Consider the following 17478-nt stretch of genomic DNA (forward strand, 5'->3'; position numbering starts at 1 on the left):
TCTAAGCAACACAAAAAAGGGACAACAAAAACGTTGTCCCTTTTTCTTTCACCCAAAATCGCCTAATTCCATTACTGCCGTATTGTTGATTGTTGATTGTTGATTGTTGAAATAGTAATTAACCTAGAGTGACATAAGCTTCATGCGGGTGCCCTTGTCCAGTTTTTCCAACGCATAACGAAAGGCCGTTCTTGGCATTCGAGCATGGTTTTTTATCAAATATTCCACAACTGGTTGTGGCTCTTTTTGCGACAACACGTTGAGCATCCAACCATAGGCTTTTTGTACCAAATGATGCGCATCTTCAAGCAGTAAATCGGCAATATTATGTGGTTCAAGGCCGCTATATCGCCCTTTGTTTACAGCAATGCAGTGAACTCCCGCAGGCCTGCCAACACTTTCGGTTTACTCATTCAAAATTCATAACCCCTTTATGGCTGAGGCTGTGCTAAAACAGTTTATAGATCATATTGTTTACATGCGCATTAAGGACGTCAAATGACACCTACTCCCCGTCTTTTTATTGTTGAAGATGATGATAAGCTTCGTCAGCTCCTGTCCTCTTATTTCAGGGAACAAGACTTCGATGTTCAGGCATTTGATCAAGGAGAAACAGCAATTGCAGCTATTTTATCGGAGCAACCCGACATCGTGATGTTGGACCTCATGTTGCCTGATATCGATGGCCTGACAATCTGCCGACAGATCCGCCCGCACTTTTCTGGCAAAGTACTCATGTTAACAGCCAGTGATGATGATTTTGACCATGTGGCTGCACTCGAAATCGGCGCGGATGACTTTGTTACCAAGCCGATAAAGCCGAGAGTGTTACTGGCTCGGTTGCGCGCGTTGATACGTCGAACAGACACGCAAACCCAAACAGCAGAACACTCGCCATCAATCGCACTCAACACTTTGGTTTATGGCAGCTTAACACTGAATAAATCTCGTAAACGATGTGCCTTGGCAGAGAAGCATATCCCCTTATCAGACAGTGAGTTTGACCTTTTATGGTTGCTTGCTGAATCAGCGGATAAGGTGTTATCCAGAGACACTCTCACCCTTGCGGTGAGAGGCATTGAATACGATGGACTGGATCGCACCGTTGACAACAAAGTGGTCAGTTTGCGCAAAAAACTCGGAGACAACCCCTCCTCTCCGTGTCGCATCATTACCGTGAGGGGAAAAGGCTACCTTTTTGTGCCTGATGCTTGGCACGACTTTCAAGACAACGTTTAACTATGTGGCGAATTTATATTGAATCATTTATCGGACTGTTTTTTCTCTTTATTGTCAGTCTGTTTGCTTTTGACTACTTTGTATACCAGCTCAATCCGGATTATGACTATATATTGGAGGACATGCAGGCTGCAGCACTTCACCATGTCCTCAGTACCTTGTCTGAACCGCAGGGCAGCGAGTTTACTGCGCAACTGCTTGCCAACTATGCCGAATCCACCGCCAGTACTTTGAATATTGTGGCTACAGATGTTGCGCCTAAAGAGGTACAAAACTACTTCGCACAGGATCCACCGCCTCACCCTTATTCCTTTTATGACGACAATCGGGCACTTTGGCTCACCTTTGCTCACTCGGACACTTTCTTTCATATTGCCCCCGATGACACAAACCTAGTCAGACAAAAAATTGAATTTAGTGATTCACTGTTTTTTGTTTTCACTGCGTTCGGTTTCTTAATTTACTCAAGCTGGCTTATCTGGTTTATCGGTCGCAGAACACGCGCCCTGCAACACGTAACCGCAGAATTCGCCAAGGGTAACTTAAACGTTCGAGCACCCACCAACAGCGGTAGCAGAGTGGGAAAAATGAACGAAAGCTTTAATGAAATGGCGGAAAAAATATCCCAACTCATTACCAGCAATCGCTCTCTCACCCAGGCCGTCGCCCATGACCTTCGAACACCGATTTTTCGCATTCAGTGGCAAGCAGAAATTCTTCATGAAGAGGCCACGTCACCCGCGCTAAAACAAAAACTCGCGAGCATTATCGAAGACACAGAAGAGATGGAGCAGTTGGTCGACGCACTGCTGTATTTCGCGAAAGTGGGTCGTCAGGACGTACCAATCAACAAAGAGGATATTCCGGCCCAGCCATTTATAGCGCATTTGGTTGAGCGCCTACCTAACCCTCAAAATCGCCAAATAGACGCAAAGATTGACCATGACATCTCGTTTTGGGCTGACAAAACCTTGCTAAAGCGAGCAATTGAAAACGTGCTAGTCAATGCCCTGCGCTACTCAGTATCAAGCGTGATAGTGCGTTGTTCTCAGCATGCCCAAATCATTAAGATCACCATCGAAGACGATGGCCCCGGTATTCCAGAACAATTTCGAGAACGCCTTTTTGAACCCTTTTTTAGCATTGACCCCTCAAGAAACAAATCAAACATGGGACACGGATTGGGGCTGGCAATCGTTAAACTGATCATTGAGAAACATGACGGTAAGGCGACCTTCGAAGAGGGTTCCACGGGCGGTGCCAAACTCGTTCTTACCATTCCAAACCATGACACTGACAATCAGTGACAAAGTAAGCACAAAGTAATCACCAACTGATGACACACTGATCCTTTTGTCAGTCTGATTGATTTTGTACGGTGTTCATTAGACGCACAAACAAGGACAGAATCATGAAAAACATTGCAGTTTTATTCTCAACGCTTGCCGCAGCCTCTGCTGTTCAGGCTGCGGGCGACACGTATATATTGAACGGCAATATATACACCAAACAAAACACATGGATAGCGGAGGCAGGCATTGGTGGCATCAGCGACCTCTACAAGGAACAGGATGATTCAGTTGTTCCTGTGTTGAATTTTGGCTACCACGGTGAAGACTTTAACGTCGACTTTAGTGGCGCGAACTATCGCGTATACGGTACAGACAGTGATCGGGTAAACGTTGGAGTCCTATTGACCAGCCCCGGGATAGCATATGACCATGACACCTCTGACTTTCTAAAAGGCATGGATGACCGAGACTTAAGTGTCGACCTCGGCTTAAACGTCGACTTTAGACTCGGGACAGGCGTGATTTCGACCTACTTCCAACACGATGTGTCGGGCGCCTATAAAGGATATATAGCCGGCGCAAGATACTTTGACATTGTCACCATCGGTAATGCTGATTTGGTCTCATTCGCCGGCGTGATGCTGCAAAGTAAAGATTTTGTCGACTACTACTTTGGTGTCAATCCAAACGAAGCACGAGCCAATCGCCCAGCCTACACAGGCGATAGCAGTGTGGCTTATGAGTTAGGGTACAAGCTCATTTACCCTCTCAGTGAAAACTGGAACCTAACACAGTCAACGCTATACACACGTTTAGGCAGCGACGTTGCTGACTCTCCTATTGTTGACAGCGCTAACCAGTGGCTGGTTGGAGCAACCATCGCCTATCACTTCTAAAATTTGGAAAAGCCTGACGGCAACATAGTTCCTGTTTCTGGTTGCAAAAATGCCGACCTCATTTAGGACGGGGCAACTTGCACAAAAAAGCCGCTGACTTCCATCGGCGGCTTTTTCTAGTTCAAATCGGTGTTCGCGTCTTACTTAGCAAACTCTCCTGCTGGCGAACCAATCACAAACTCTTCATTGGTTGGGCTTCTACTCGTATGGAACCCATTTAGAAGGCCCAGTATTGCCCATCAATCAAAGTCGAAATCGGACACGTACTTTTGCTCAAATTGCTGCAAATTCTCAGCTGCCTCGCCCTGCATCTCAGCGCCAGCAGAACGGTTATCCATCGGCATCCAACCGAATGGATTATTGTCGTACATTAAGTTCACGTGGCGACAAAGCCCGAACAGGTTGTTGTATATCGAATGTTCATTGATGCCGAACTCATTAAGCTCTTGAATAATCTTAACTTTGAGGTCTGGCATGATCGGGAGCTTAGTCAACGCGACAGCCATTCCTTCTTCCTCCTCCAATGCAGTGAATTGAGGGCGCCCCTGAACAAGCGTGGAGGCGTGCACAGTTAGCCTTTTGTTTTTGTCTGCTGCTTTCCCGTATACAGGCATGATGTGTGTTTGTGTAATCGCAAAGGGGTCATCGTCCATATCCAACTGGGGAATATCTTCTGTGTTCAACACATAGACAAGAGGCTGAGAGCCTGAGCTATGGCAGGCGTACCATAGCGCTTCATAAGGGTTAATCGTCCAGTCCAACAAACGGGTTTCCAAGCCCGCGTTATGCGCTTTCATAAGCAGGTGGCATGTAGAAGGGTTATCAACATCGATATAGTCGCAACCATACTTGGCGATATGTGCGAGCATCTTGGCCTCTGTTTCGGCGGTTTTAGTGTGACCGCGCGCCACTTGGGGGAGCAATTTGCAGCGGATATTTGGCTGCCCTCTGAATAGCGTTGTTTCGTTTGAGCCGGAAGTCTCTTCAATCGCTGCCGTAAAAGCAGATAGTGAGTCTATATAGTTAAACTGATTCATAATTCCCTCGCATTGGAGTAGCCAACTGAGTTGTTTAGCTCTTTTTGCACGACCGTCACCGCGATAACGTTAACAATGTCATCCACGCTGCAGCCCCTTGATAAGTCGTTCGCTGGTTTTGCCAAGCCTTGCAACAAAGGGCCGATTGCAACCGCTCCTCCGACACGCTCTGCCAGCTTGTAGCAAATATTGCCCGCCTCTAGACTTGGGAAAATGAGGACGTTAGATTTCCCTTTCACGTTGGAGTTAGGCAGTTTCTTCTTCGCGATATCCGCGACAATCGCCGCATCCAATTGGATATCCTCATCGATAGCAATGTCCGGCAACTGCTGCTTTACCCGTTGAGAAGCCCTGACGACCTTGCTGACCGATTCGTGCTGCGCACTGCCGCTGGTTGAAAAAGACAACATGGCGACTTTCGGTTTTTCCATAAGTAAGGTTTCTGCATTCTTCGCTGCTGCAATAGCAATGCTCGCCAGTTCTTCATCAGAGGGGTCAATCACCAGCCCACAGTCTGAAAAAATCAATCCTCCTTTCATGGTATGGAATGGTTGGCACAGCATCATGAGAAAGAAGCTCGACACAATCGTGCTGGTTCCATCCAATCCAATGATTTGTATTGCGCTGCGAACGACATCTTTCGTCGTGTGCACTGCCCCAGCGACTGAGCCGTCAGCGAGCCCTTTGGCTACCATGAGGTTGGCAAAATTGAGTGGCTTAAGCGTTTCCTGCAACGCTTGCTGTGGCGTCACACCTTTCTTTGCCCGAAGGGTAAGATACAGCTCAGACAACGAAGCGGTGAGTGGGCTAGAATGGGGTTCAATGACTTCAAAGTCGTCAAGTTGAACGTTAGCCTCGTCAGCGGCCAGTTGTAGTTTCTCTCTTTCACCGACCAGAACGACCTTTGCAATTCCACCTTGTTGAGCCTGAGCGGCGGCGATGAGAATCCGTTTATCATCGCCTTCACACAACACAATTTTTGAATCCAACGTCTTCGCTTTCTCAATAATATTGTTTAAAGCTTTCATCGCTTACAGCTCTCTTAACATCACTTTTCAAACCCCAATATCCATACGCCCAGACATCTCTATACAATGCTTATGTCAATGTGCCCCTTCTTTATGGCCCCACTAGCGAAGGAAGCCATAGGGTGAGTTGTGGGAAGAAGGCAATAACAAACACACCAAGCACCGAGGCAAGAACGAAGGGATGAATTTTTGAGGTAATTTGCTCGACACTCGCTCCCCCGATACCGGACGCAACAAAAATGTTCTCTCCCAGTGGCGGCGTCGCAAATCCTATCGACAAAGTACATATCACTACGATGCCAACGTGCGTGGGATCTGCACCCAGCATGTACATGATGGGCAGTAGAACGGGCACAATGATCATGATGGCCGCCAGGGTTTCCATAAACATGCCAATAAAAAGCAGTAGCATGATGGTCAAGGCCCAAACCAGATACATGTTGTCAGTCACACTCAATAGCGAATCAGCCACATGAACCGGAATTCGCTGTTCGATAAGAAGACGCCCAAAAACCGTGGCAGCGAAGAGAATCAACAGAACCCGGCCAGTTATCCATGTTGTGGTGGTCAAAGACTTAAGCACATTCTTAAATTCCAGTTCTTTATGTAAAAAGAACCCCACAAACAACGAGTAGAAAATCGCGACCACAGCCGACTCAGTTGGCGTAAAAATACCACTATAGATGCCACCCAATATCAGAAATGGCGCGAGGATGGACCATACACCTCGACGCAGCGAGTGGTTGATATCAGGAAGAGACCAGGATTCCATCAACCCTTTGTAGCCTCGACGTTTTGATATGTAGTAGTTAGTCAATATCAGGGTTGTTGCCATAATTAGTCCGGGAATAACACCTGCAATAAACAACTTAGGAATGGAGACAGTATCGAACTCGCCATGCAGGGATATCGCTTCTGGCGGTGCCATCAACCCCATCGCGGAGATACCGAAAATGACAATAGGAATGGACGGAGGAATGATTATCCCCAAGCCGCCGCTTGCGGCTGTCACCGCTGACGCGTAGCTCGCTTCATATTCGCGTTTTACCATTGCAGGTATCATCAACATCCCCACTGCTGCCGTGGTCGCTGGCCCTGAGCCGGAAATAGCGCCGAAGAAAAGACAGGCAAAAACCGTTGCTGCTCCCAGCCCGCCAGTCACCGGACCTGCCATGTTTTCTGCAATATCGACCAATCGGCGTGATATACCGGACGCTTCCATCAAGGCTCCCGCCAAGACAAAAGATGGCAGAGCCATCAGTGGAAAGTTCCCTACAGACGTGAATGCGATTTGCACCAGTGCGATAGGGTTTTTGTCCAAAATCAGGTAGGCTGCCATCGACGCGCCGGCTAATGAAACGGTGATGGGTGCACCAAGCACCAGCAGAACTAAAAAACCACCAAATAAGATGAGTGTTAAATAAGCTTCCATAAGTTCAAATCCCTTATCACTATCTTGTTACCGCCGAGCCTATGGCTACTTGGGACTATCCATCTTTTCTTCGCTGAGCTTGCGGATCTCTTCTGCCTCTGGGTCATCATGTTCAATACCTTTCAAACGATCGATAACATTCCATAGAATCCGTATCGACATCAGTAAAAACGCGATGGGTAGAATCATGTAGATATACTTCATTGGGATACCGGTGGTTTGAGACTTCCAAAACAAGTTCATCTTGTTGAAAACAAAGTCATAACTCAGGTAAACAAAATACAGATTGAAGGCAATCCAGAGCAGATCGGCGATCGTCTCGCAGACGGTTTTCACAATGGGTGGAAAGTAGCTAAAGTGAAAAGAGACTCGGTTATGAGCAGACATTTTCGCTGCAACAACAGCACCTAAATAGGTAAACCAAACAAACAAATAGGTCGCGACTTCATCTCCCCAAGGGATGGAGTATTGAAAAAACTGTCGTACTAGAATCTGCGTAAACAACAGCGTGACAAACACCGCTAGAAACAAGCAGCAGATGTATTCTTCAATTCTGTTTAGGTGACGACGCACTGTTAACATTATCGACATGCTCTTATTCTCAACGTTCAGGCTTCAAAGGTGAGTTCAATCATTAACCCATCGGACACATTCCGTGCCCGACGGATATTTCCATTATCGACCGAGCTGTTTCAGTGCGTTATCCAGTTTTTCTTTACCACCAATGCTGCTGTAGAACTTAGGCCAAACAACGGTTGTTACGCTCTCAATCCATTCCTTTTCGTTATTAGCCGGCTCGACGATTTCCATGCCTTTTGCTACCAACTCATTCTTGATACGATCTTCCGTATTTTGAAGAAACTCAAAGCTATGCACCGTGGATTCCTGACCAGCTTCCAAAATCGCCTTTTGCATTTCAGGTGATTGGTCCTGGAAGACCGACTCACTGATGATAAGAGGCTCCATCGAGAAGATATAACGGATATTGGTTACATACTTCTGTACTTCATTGAATTTCATAGCAGAAATAGTGATGTAAGGGTTATCCTGACCGTCGACCACACCTTGTTGAAGGCCGGTAAAGGTTTCTGACCACGCCATGGGTGTAGGGTTAATACCCAGCGCCTGATAGGAAGCAATCATGATTTCATTGCGGGGAACACGGATCACCAGACCTTTTAGATCTTCAGGCGTTTTGACAGGCCGTTTAGAGTTAGTGAGAACGCGGAAACCCGAATAAGCCCAACCAATAATTCTGACGCCTGCATCACGTATTGTGTTCTCCACAAGCTCTTTGCCGATATCGCCTTGTGTCAGCAGTCTCGCCTCTTCGGCTGACTGAATCACATAAGGCATCGTCAACAAGCCAACGGTTGGAGAAAAAGGCGTCACGTTGTTGATGGCTAATACAGAGAAATCAAGCAAGCCGATAGCTGCATTGTTAACTGTGTCTTGCTCGGTACCTAATTGGCCATTGGGAAAAAGGTCAACCTTCGCTTTACCATTCGTTTTATCACTAAGTTTTTCAGCAAACGTTTTACCCAATTCCCACTGTGTACCACCAGCACCATCACCCAGCGCCATTTTAAATGTTTGAGCGTATAACTGCGGGGCTGTCAGCGCCAAGCTGAAAGCTGTGACAATAGCGAGGACGTTACTACGAATTAATTTCATGCTCTTAACCTCTTTAATTAATGTATTGGTTCTGACTTTCCTCGGGTGCCAGCCACCCAATGCAGGCGGCAAAACGTTGCGCTAGATTTCGGTGTTATTGTCCCAAACCAACTGAATTCTCCGTTTACAGCGGGTTTGGCTTCATGCTTGGCTCCATCAAGCAGGTGCGCTGCAGCGAGCGCTTATCAAGTTGCGATTCGAATGCATTTGCGTATGTCACTAAAGCACTTCGTCTTTTAAGTGATACCAACGGTATAAGAATCGCTGCCCGAGCCGTCGAAACGGCGCGAAGTGTTCTGATTCAACAAGCTCCCTCACATTTGGATAAGGTAACTTTGACTGGAAAATAGGAAGATTGAGATCTTTGGTATCACCCGCAATCCACTGCGCTAGCCGCTTGCCCGCCTGCGCGGAGTACATCACGCCATTGCCGCCATAACCCAATGCGTAATAGAGGGTCTCGGATTCGTTTGGCTGGAAGATTCTTGGCATCATGTCATGGCTCACATCAACCCAGCCCCACCATGAGTAGTCGATACTGATACCCTTCAAGGCGGGGAATTTTCGAACCATATCCGCGTACAACTTGTTCTCGTACTTCTGCTTGGGCGCTTCGAAACCGGTAATGGCGCTACGCGAGCCAATCTGTAGTCGGTTATCCGGAAGTAACCGGTAGTAATGCCGAAGGATACGAGTGTCTGTGATGATCTGCGTTGTTCTGAAATTGCACGCCTCTATTTCTGACGGTGTTAAAGGCCGGGTGACCATGGAATTCGACAGTATGGGCAACAGACGGTTTTTCAGCTGAGGATGCAGGGATTGAGAGGTATAGCCCCCCGTTGCAATCCCTACGCTTTGCGCTTTTACCGTGCCATGCGGTGTTTGCAGGTAGTGGATGCCCTTTCGTGTCTCCCACCCGGTAACTGGACTGGCGGGGTGCACTTTCACGCCTAACGCACGTGCCTTTTTCAAATAACCAAAGGCCAGTTTTCCCGCATGTATGCCAATCCCCTCAGGTTCATGCAACGCCCCTGCAGCTTCCACATCGTTGACGTATTGCTCTTTGACCGTCTGGGCATCAAAGATTTGAGCATCATAATTAAACGTTTTACGAAGCAGTTGAGCCTCTTTTACTAGTCTTGGCATCACCTTCGTACGGTGGGCAATATAGAGATGTCCGCCCGGCTGGGGATCACAATCGATGTCTTTGATCAGCGATTTGAACGTTTCCATGCCATCTACACACTCTTGATGCATGCGAAGCGCCGTATCTAACCCCCATCGCTCAATCCACTGTGAGCGCTTTAACCGGCCAGAAGCGCATTGAGCCTGTCCGCCATTTCTGGTGCTACATCCCCAACTGGTGCGGTTCGCCTCTAAAACAGTCGCTTTAATGCCATAGTTTTCTGCCAGAAAAATAGCTGCGGTCAGTCCGGTAAACCCCGAACCGACGATCACCACATCGGCATCAGTATCACCGGGGAGCGGGCCATCGTCTTCCGGCGGCGTACCTGCCGTACCAATCCAATATGAAGGAGAATAATCCCTACCCTTGCCCGGCGTCGTATCCACAAGGGGATCGTAGGCTGGGTCATAAGCATCAGTTGCTGGAGTCGGGGAACGGGAGAGCTCATTTTCGACACCAGATATCTCTTGAGTGGCTGATTCCATTGCTTGCTCCGATATCAATTGCTAAAGAATCCCAACAACAATCAAACCACTAAGGCAGGTCTGTCTTTGCGGAAGGCATTTTTCACTGCAATCTTGCCGCCATGGAGAGTAAACACATCCACCATACGCGCTTCTATCCGGCTGCCATCTGGTTTTGTCGCGCAAAAAGTAGACTCAGTGATGGCTTTGTCCCCGGACAAAATCGTGTGCTCTGCATCTTTCCAACACACATCAGGAAAGGTTTTCCACACTTGTTCGAATGCATCGCGGACGGCATCAAACCCCGAAATAGTGGTGCCTTGCAGTTCACTACCGGCGGCCGTAAGAAAAACACAGTCATCCGTCATAAATGTCATTAGTGCTTCAACATCATGGTCATTCCACGCTTTCGAAAATGCATCCAAAAAGTCGGTGGTGATGGAATCAGGGTTTGGCTGAGTCATAGAATTGTTCACGTTAAAACTCCTTTTTCATCCGCGGTCAGCGCTTTAAGCTGAACCTTGTTATATTTGAAATCTGTCTCGGGTTAATTTTTAAGAGAGCTCTGGCCGAGCGCACTCGGCCAAACACTCACTCTCTATTTATTGAGTTTTCTCTCTCAGTGCTGTCGACTTCGCGACATCCGGTTAAACGTAATCCTGATACTTTTCGAGGAAGCGAACAGGGGTAGAGAGCGCATCGCGACGGAATGGGTCTCCCAACTCCTGTGTACACATGATCTCAATCACGGTGGTTTTCCCTTCGTTCATCTGTTTGTCGATCGCGGTTTTAAGTGCTGGGCCAACATCTTCCAAACGATCTACAGTGACACCTTCCGCCCCCATAGCGCGTGCAATTTCTGCGAAGCTTTCGTTATCCAACTCACCCGCAACAAAGCGACGGTTGTAGAAATCAACTTGGTTCTTTTTCTCTGCGCCCCACTGACGGTTATGGAAAACCACTGCCGTTACGGGAATGTGGTGTCGCACACAGGTCATGGTTTCAATCAGACTCATTCCCCAAGCGCCATCACCAGCGTAAGAAATAGCAGGTCTGTCTGGCGCCGCCATTTTGGCGCCAATGATGGTTGGGAACGCGTACCCACAATTACCGAAACTCATTGCCGCGAAGAAACTGCGGGGCTTCTCGAATCTTAAGTAGCTATTGGCAATGGAGTTAATGTTGCCAATATCTGTAGAAACCATGACATCTTCAGGCATGGCTTTTTCTAGCTCACGCAGAACTTGGCGGGGGTGGAGATATTCGCCACCGGAAAATGGCGTTTCATTTGCGTTATGCTCAATCATGTCGAGGCTGAAAGCGTCTTTTTCATGCGTCCACTCGTCCAGCTCTTTTTCCCAAGCATCTTTTTCCTGTTTCATGATGCCAAGTCGCTCTTCTTTATTGCTATCACATGCCAGATCTCGGCTACTTAAGCGCTCGGTCAGTGCCACCGCTGCCGCTTTCGCATCACCACAGATACCGACTGAAATTTTCTTCACCAATCCCAGCATTTTGTTGTCAGCATCAATCTGGATGATTTTGGCGTTCTGCGGCCAATAATCGAGACCGTGTTGTGGCAAGGTGCCAAATGGCCCCAGACGGGAACCCAAAGCAATAACAACGTCTGCTTGCGCGATCAATTTCATCGCCGCTTTTGAGCCTTGGTAGCCCAGTGGACCGCACCATTGTGGATGTGAAGCCGGGAAAGAGTCATTGTGCAGATAGCTGTTTACCACTGGCGCACCTAAACGCTCAGCCAGCGCTTTACACTCTTCTACAGCATCAGCCATTACCACGCCGCCACCGGAAATGATCACAGGAAACTTGGCTTCAGCGAGAATATCAGCGGCCTCATTCAAGCTTTTCTCACCGCCGGGACCACGGTCTAAGCGGGCAGGTTTTGGAATTTCACAAGTGATTTCGCCATAAAAATAGTCGCGCGGAATATTCAGCTGCGTTGGACCCATCTCGCTCATGGCTCTGTCAAAGCAGCGACCCGTGTACTCCGCCATTCTTGCTGGATGAGTGACATGTCCTTGGTATTTGGTAAATTCCTGAAACATTGGCAGCTGATTACACTCTTGGAATCCGCCCAAGCCCATGGTCATGGTTCCTGTTTCTGGTGTGATCACCACCACAGGGCTGTGCGCCCAGTAAGCCGCCGCAATCGCGGTAACACAGTTGCTGATCCCTGGGCCATTCTGACCAATCACCACCCCATGATTTCCAGACACACGTGAATAGCCATCTGCCATATGTGCTGCACCTTGCTCATGCACCACTGGGATCATCTGAATCCCAGCAGGCGCAAAGATATCCATCGCATCCATGAACGCAGATCCCATGATGCCAAACATCGTTGTGACGTTGTTTGCGACCAGTGTTTCCACAAATGCTTCTGATGGCGTCATCTTAGTTGGACCTTCAACAACAGTACGCCCTGATGATTCACTCATTATGTTCTCCTTGCCAAATTTCATAAAATGGAATTAAATGTTTCGTTATACGGAATTTAACATCCAGTTAATGCCATGTTTTGGGATTGGTCAATAAATAAATTTAATAGCGGAATGTTTTATTTCGTAAGTCTCACCACCGAGAAATGGTGTCGTTGGTAAAGCAGGAGGCACAAACGCTTGCTGAAAGGATTATTGAAGGAGGAGCAATGGAGACCACAATGTTACAAGGGCCCGATATTCTGGTGTCTGCCAAAGAAGTATTCGGTATCGATACGCATTTACTTGTACCCGCGTTTTCTAATACCAGTGAATTGGTACCCAAAATTGACCCTGACTATGTGTTCAATCCAGAAGTGACCACGGCTATTCTCGCGGGCTTCGCTCACAACCGAAGAACACTGATTCAAGGGCTACATGGCACGGGTAAATCCACCCACATTGAGCAAATTGCAGCCCGGCTTAACTGGCCTTGCATGAGAATCAACCTTGACGGGCATATCAGCCGATTGGACTTGGTAGGAAAAGATACTTTGGTTATTCGAGATGAAAAGCAGGTCACTGAATTCCAAGATGGCATTCTACCTTGGTCAGCGAGCCGACCTATCGCGCTGATCCTCGACGAGTATGATGCCGGAAGGCCTGACGTGATGTTTGTCATTCAGCGCTTGCTTGAAAAAGATGGAAAGCTCGTCATGACAGATAAAAACAGAGTGATAGAGCCGCATCCTTCATTTCGTCTTTTTGCCACAGCCAACACTGTCGGTTTAGGTAATTTGCAGGGCCTTTATCATGGCACTCAGGTACTAAATCAAGCGCAAATCGACCGATGGAACCTCGTCGTGACACTCAATTACCTCGAACCGAAAGCAGAAGCCAAAATAGTTTTAGCTCGTGTTCCGTCCAACAATACTGAGCGCGGACGAAAGCTGGTGGCACAAATGGTTGAACTTGCGAACCTCACGCGCCAAGCGTTTTCAACCGGTGATACATCAACGTTAATGTCGCCACGAACAGTGATTACATGGGCGGAGAATTGCGAAATCTTCACAGACCCGAAAGTTGCCTTTCGCCTCACCTTCCTAAACAAATGTGATGAAGCCGAATGGCCAATCATCAACGAGCTTTATCAACGTTGTTTCAATGAGGAAATCTTAGAGGAAGACTCCGCTTTAACGGGCACAGAAAGATGAGTCGCGCTCACCACTCCGAACCCGCACCTTTTACCCGCGCCCAACAGCGTAGACGGGAGCTCACGCTAGCAACCATCCGCTCAGAAACAGGCAACTCGGAGCTCAAGCTTCGTGGTGAGCATTTTTACAATGGTGCGGTGTATATGCCGATCTCAGCCGCTCACTTACAGGCTGATGATCTTTCCCATGATGCGCAAGCACAGCGCGGGCGGGCCGACGCTATTTCATCACGCCTTTTGTTCAGTGATGCAGATCTTTATCAATCAACAATGCCAGCCGAATCTTTGGCGCGAATGTTATTCGACCTACTGGAGCAATTTCGCACCGAGGCTTTGTTCAGCGACGGCAGCCAGTTGGGTACCCAACAAAATATTCGCCATCGTTTTGATGCATGGAGCAGACTGGCATTGCATGCAAGCCTCATGGAGTCAAAGCTCGGTATCTTACTATTCACCGTGATTCAAATTGTTCGGTCACGCCTTTTTTCAATGCCTATCGACCCAGAGATTGAAGACTTAATTGAAGCGACCCGCGCCGGTATTGTGCCCAGCCTAGGTACAGAATTATCCGGTCTTCGTCGCAACAAATACAACCAAAGAGACTTTGGGCGGCATGCATTATCACTGGCCGAAAAAGTGTCCGACATGGTGAACGAATGCCAGCGAGATGAGGACGACGAAGATAAAACACATCAAATACTCAGCGCATTTCCGCTATTACTCAACGCAGACATTGATACTGAAAACACCTACTCTTCAGCCACAGGAGGAAACAGCAAGTCCTTTGTGGCACATCGTCATCAATATCAAATATTTAGCCGCGAGTTTGATTCCGAGGTTGAAGCATGCAGTTTGGTGAGAAAAGTACAGCTTGCAGAATTTCGATCACACCTTGATAAACGTTTTGCTCATTTGGGACTTAACCTTCGGGAAATTGCTAGAAGACTGCTGCTTTGTTTAAACCAACAAACACGGGACGGTTGGCAATTCGAGGAAGAAGAAGGATACATCGATGGCGGTCGCCTTCCACAGGTTGTCTCATCCCCTATGGAAAAGCGCGTATTTATTAAAGAACACTTCGTTGAACGTCCTGATAGCGCTGTCACCATACTCATTGACTGCTCAGGCTCCATGAAACAGCACATGGAAAATATTGTCCATCTCGTTGATGGGCTGGTCAGGGCGCTTGGCATTGCTGGCGTGCCTACTGAGGTTCTTGGATACACAACCCACGCATGGAATGGTGGGCGACCTTACAAACAATGGTTAATGACCAGCAGGCAGGCGATGCCAGGCAGAATGAACGAAGTTTGCCATTTGATCTTTAAAGATGCCAAAACACATTGGCGTCAGGGCTCTAAAAACCTTGCCGCACTGATGAAGGGAGACATTTTCCGTGAAGGAATTGATGGCGAAGCGATTGAATGGGCATCGGCAAGGTCGAATCAAATAGATGCCTCAAGACATGTATTGCTGGTGATATCTGATGGTAGTCCCATGGACACGGCGACTAACCTGACCAATGATGATTTCTATTTAGACAACCACCTCAGGCAGGTCATCGCACAAAGGGAAAAACAGGGTGACATCATTGCTGCAATTGGTGTTGGTGCCGACCTCAGTCGCTTCTACCCTAAAAACTTAACCTTAAATGTTGATTTCGAGCCCGATAGTGCAACGTTTAACGACGTCATCACGCACATTACGGCGTCAGTTAGGGAGACACGAGTAAAACGGCGGAATTCGCAAAAGTAAGCTAACCAGCGAATATCTACGTGAATACATGGCAAAAATGGCAACAGATTTCATTTTCCAAGATGATTTATTGTCATTTTCCGAAACTCTGATATACATGGCGGGTATGGAGGAAGGGATAACCATGACAAACAGTAAAAAATCCGATTTGGCCGTTTTAGACGGTGATACACCAACATTACGATTATTCTCTTTGCTGGAAATTATTGCAAAAAAAGACGAATTCTTCTCATTGCAAGATCTCACCGAAGAAACCAATATTCCCAAACCTTCACTGCATAGAATGCTTCAGCAGCTTGAAAGCGCAGGTATCATTCAACGTGACGGCGACGAGCGCCACTATGGAAGCGGCGCGAGATTACGTCATCTGGCTGAAGATGTGTTGTTAAATTCAACAACTCACAGCGCCAGACACCAAGTGTTAAGCCAATTGCGGGATGAGGTTGGCGAAAGCTGCAACCTCACCTCTTTGTCTGGTGGTGAAGTCATTTACGTAGACCGTGTAGAAACAGAAGCACCTTTGCGTTTCCATTTGCATCCAGGCTCTAAGGTACCAGTTCACTGTTCGGCAACAGGTAAATTGTTTCTAGCAAATATGGCCCCTTCCCAGCGCCGTAGACTGCTTAGTAACGCAGAACTGACAGCTTTCACCGAGAAAACAATCATTGATATGTCATCTCTGGAGAAAGAATTAGAAAACGTCAAAGCGTGCGGCTATGGAATCGACAATGAAGAATTCTTGCCTGGATTATTGTGTGTAGCCGTTCTAGTGCCGTCTAAACGCGGAAGGTCAAACCTCGCTGTTGCTATTCAGGCTCCCATCATGCGACTAAAAGCTGAACAGGCCTTACATTTCTTGCCCGCACTGCAAAGGGCTTCTCTGGCATTTGCAAAGATAGAAGACGAAAGCTGGGGCGATGATCATTGACTCTGTGGGGAAGAGATGACTGCCCCACAGTCAACTAGCCTCGCTTGAGTTGAGTTGAGTTGAGTTGAGTTGAGTTGAGTTGATCAGTGTAAACGTGGTTCGCTGATAAACATAATATCTCCTCCATTCAACCGACGTTCTGCCCTTAGCGACTCTCCGTTGAAGAACCTGACGAAGGCCATTCAATGTCTTCCATTGACGTTATATTAAAGGCTCTTGAAAAGAACTCTCTTCTTAAAATAACAAGAATAACAATGAGAAATACAGCATAGAAAACATAAGGGTGTATAATCCAGGCCAAAGATGACATCCCAAAATAATACGCCCTTACACCATATTGAAAATGGTATGACGCTAAGACACTCATCTCTGAAAGTTTGTTGACAACAAGGCTCGCTGCTTTTGAGTCTTTCTCACTTGGCTCTGGCGCTGAACCAAGCATAAGCAAAGAATTCGCGTGTAAACTCATAGACCAAGCAAATTCAAAAAATGCAATCACCATAATTATCAATAAACTCGTTATTTTTAAAACCACAGCCTCCTCTGTCGTTCCATTCAAATAAGAAAAAGAGTTTATTTTTTCGGTGATTGAGTGACTCGTACCCAACAGTGCAACTAAGCCACTGATGACAAAAACAGTCGTTGTCGCAAAGAAAGATACATTATGAATAAGACCTCTAACCAAACTGACATCCGTAATTCTCTCATGACGCCAGAGCATTTGTGTTGCCCACGCTTTTCTCCATAACATCATTTGACTGGAAATATTCTTCCCAAATATCGCTTTACTTATAGGCTCATAAAGAAATAAAGACAAAAAGAGGACAACAAGTGCTATCAGATCGCCGTCATTCAGCTTTTGTAAAAATTCAGTCATCCCCTTTCACCAATCACAC

The 17478-nt window shown here is 47.2% G+C and carries 16 protein-coding genes; 6 read left to right on the forward strand and 10 right to left on the reverse strand.

The annotated features are described in order from the left end of the window. Window positions 1-123: 123 nt before the first annotated feature. Window positions 124-369 (reverse strand): DNA alkylation repair protein, encoded by a 246-nt coding sequence (locus LRP50_RS09795; protein WP_420791217.1) that lies wholly within the window; start codon window positions 367-369, stop codon window positions 124-126. Between the two features lie 129 nt (window positions 370-498). On the opposite strand from LRP50_RS09795, the gene LRP50_RS09800 reads away from it, so the two are divergent. From LRP50_RS09800 to ompV, 3 genes are all read left to right on the forward strand, one after another. Continuing rightward, entirely contained in the window at window positions 499-1239 is a 741-nt protein-coding gene (locus tag LRP50_RS09800) for a response regulator (RefSeq protein ID WP_274164283.1), read from the forward strand. A gap of 2 nt (window positions 1240-1241) precedes the next feature. Next, a complete protein-coding gene (locus LRP50_RS09805; RefSeq protein WP_274164284.1) occupies window positions 1242-2546 on the forward strand; it encodes an ATP-binding protein in 1305 nt (434 codons plus the stop codon). 104 nt (window positions 2547-2650) lie between these two features. After that, window positions 2651-3427 carry an outer membrane protein OmpV gene (ompV, locus tag LRP50_RS09810; protein WP_274164285.1) on the forward strand — a complete coding sequence of 259 codons (777 nt, stop codon included), beginning with the start codon at window positions 2651-2653 and terminating at the stop codon, window positions 3425-3427. A gap of 239 nt (window positions 3428-3666) precedes the next feature. On the opposite strand, the gene LRP50_RS09815 is transcribed toward ompV, so the two are convergent. The 8 genes from LRP50_RS09815 to xsc all read right to left on the reverse strand — a co-directional run bounded on the left by LRP50_RS09815 (window position 3667) and on the right by xsc (window position 12707). Then, on the reverse strand, window positions 3667-4464 hold the full coding sequence (locus LRP50_RS09815) for an FRG domain-containing protein (protein ID WP_274164286.1): 798 nt from the start codon (window positions 4462-4464) through the stop codon (window positions 3667-3669). Next, window positions 4461-5492 (reverse strand): phosphate acetyltransferase, encoded by a 1032-nt coding sequence (gene pta, locus LRP50_RS09820; protein ID WP_274164287.1) that lies wholly within the window; start codon window positions 5490-5492, stop codon window positions 4461-4463. The genes LRP50_RS09815 and pta overlap by 4 nt, the downstream gene beginning before the upstream one ends. Window positions 5493-5583: 91 nt before the next feature. Next, window positions 5584-6924 carry a TRAP transporter large permease gene (locus tag LRP50_RS09825; RefSeq protein WP_274164288.1) on the reverse strand — a complete coding sequence of 447 codons (1341 nt, stop codon included), beginning with the start codon at window positions 6922-6924 and terminating at the stop codon, window positions 5584-5586. Between the two features lie 45 nt (window positions 6925-6969). Then, window positions 6970-7515 carry a TRAP transporter small permease gene (locus LRP50_RS09830; protein WP_274164289.1) on the reverse strand — a complete coding sequence of 182 codons (546 nt, stop codon included), beginning with the start codon at window positions 7513-7515 and terminating at the stop codon, window positions 6970-6972. Window positions 7516-7599: 84 nt separating this feature from the next. Further along, window positions 7600-8598 carry a TRAP transporter substrate-binding protein gene (locus LRP50_RS09835; RefSeq protein ID WP_274164290.1) on the reverse strand — a complete coding sequence of 333 codons (999 nt, stop codon included), beginning with the start codon at window positions 8596-8598 and terminating at the stop codon, window positions 7600-7602. Window positions 8599-8817: 219 nt separating this feature from the next. Then, window positions 8818-10269 (reverse strand): NAD(P)/FAD-dependent oxidoreductase, encoded by a 1452-nt coding sequence (locus tag LRP50_RS09840; RefSeq protein ID WP_274164291.1) that lies wholly within the window; start codon window positions 10267-10269, stop codon window positions 8818-8820. 41 nt (window positions 10270-10310) lie between these two features. Continuing rightward, the gene (locus LRP50_RS09845; protein ID WP_274164329.1) at window positions 10311-10712 is read right to left on the reverse strand and encodes a nuclear transport factor 2 family protein; all 402 of its coding nucleotides are present in this window, start codon (window positions 10710-10712) and stop codon (window positions 10311-10313) included. Window positions 10713-10895: 183 nt separating this feature from the next. Beyond that, a complete protein-coding gene (gene xsc, locus LRP50_RS09850) occupies window positions 10896-12707 on the reverse strand; it encodes a sulfoacetaldehyde acetyltransferase (protein ID WP_274164292.1) in 1812 nt (603 codons plus the stop codon). Between the two features lie 209 nt (window positions 12708-12916). Between xsc and LRP50_RS09855 the strand changes: the two genes are divergently transcribed. The 3 genes from LRP50_RS09855 to LRP50_RS09865 all read left to right on the forward strand — a co-directional run bounded on the left by LRP50_RS09855 (window position 12917) and on the right by LRP50_RS09865 (window position 16582). Continuing rightward, window positions 12917-13900: an AAA family ATPase gene (locus tag LRP50_RS09855; RefSeq protein WP_274164293.1), complete on the forward strand. Its 984-nt coding sequence runs from the start codon at window positions 12917-12919 to the stop codon at window positions 13898-13900. Then, window positions 13897-15654 (forward strand): cobaltochelatase CobT-related protein, encoded by a 1758-nt coding sequence (locus LRP50_RS09860; protein ID WP_274164294.1) that lies wholly within the window; start codon window positions 13897-13899, stop codon window positions 15652-15654. Before LRP50_RS09855 ends, LRP50_RS09860 begins: the two co-directional genes overlap by 4 nt. A 124-nt stretch (window positions 15655-15778) precedes the next feature. Continuing rightward, the gene (locus tag LRP50_RS09865; RefSeq protein WP_274164330.1) at window positions 15779-16582 is read left to right on the forward strand and encodes an IclR family transcriptional regulator; all 804 of its coding nucleotides are present in this window, start codon (window positions 15779-15781) and stop codon (window positions 16580-16582) included. 145 nt (window positions 16583-16727) lie between these two features. On the opposite strand, the gene LRP50_RS09870 is transcribed toward LRP50_RS09865, so the two are convergent. Continuing rightward, window positions 16728-17459 carry a DUF599 domain-containing protein gene (locus LRP50_RS09870; protein ID WP_274164295.1) on the reverse strand — a complete coding sequence of 244 codons (732 nt, stop codon included), beginning with the start codon at window positions 17457-17459 and terminating at the stop codon, window positions 16728-16730. Window positions 17460-17478 lie beyond the last annotated feature (19 nt).

This window comes from Enterovibrio gelatinilyticus (genome assembly GCF_028683095.1).
Taxonomy (GTDB): domain Bacteria; phylum Pseudomonadota; class Gammaproteobacteria; order Enterobacterales; family Vibrionaceae; genus Enterovibrio; species Enterovibrio gelatinilyticus.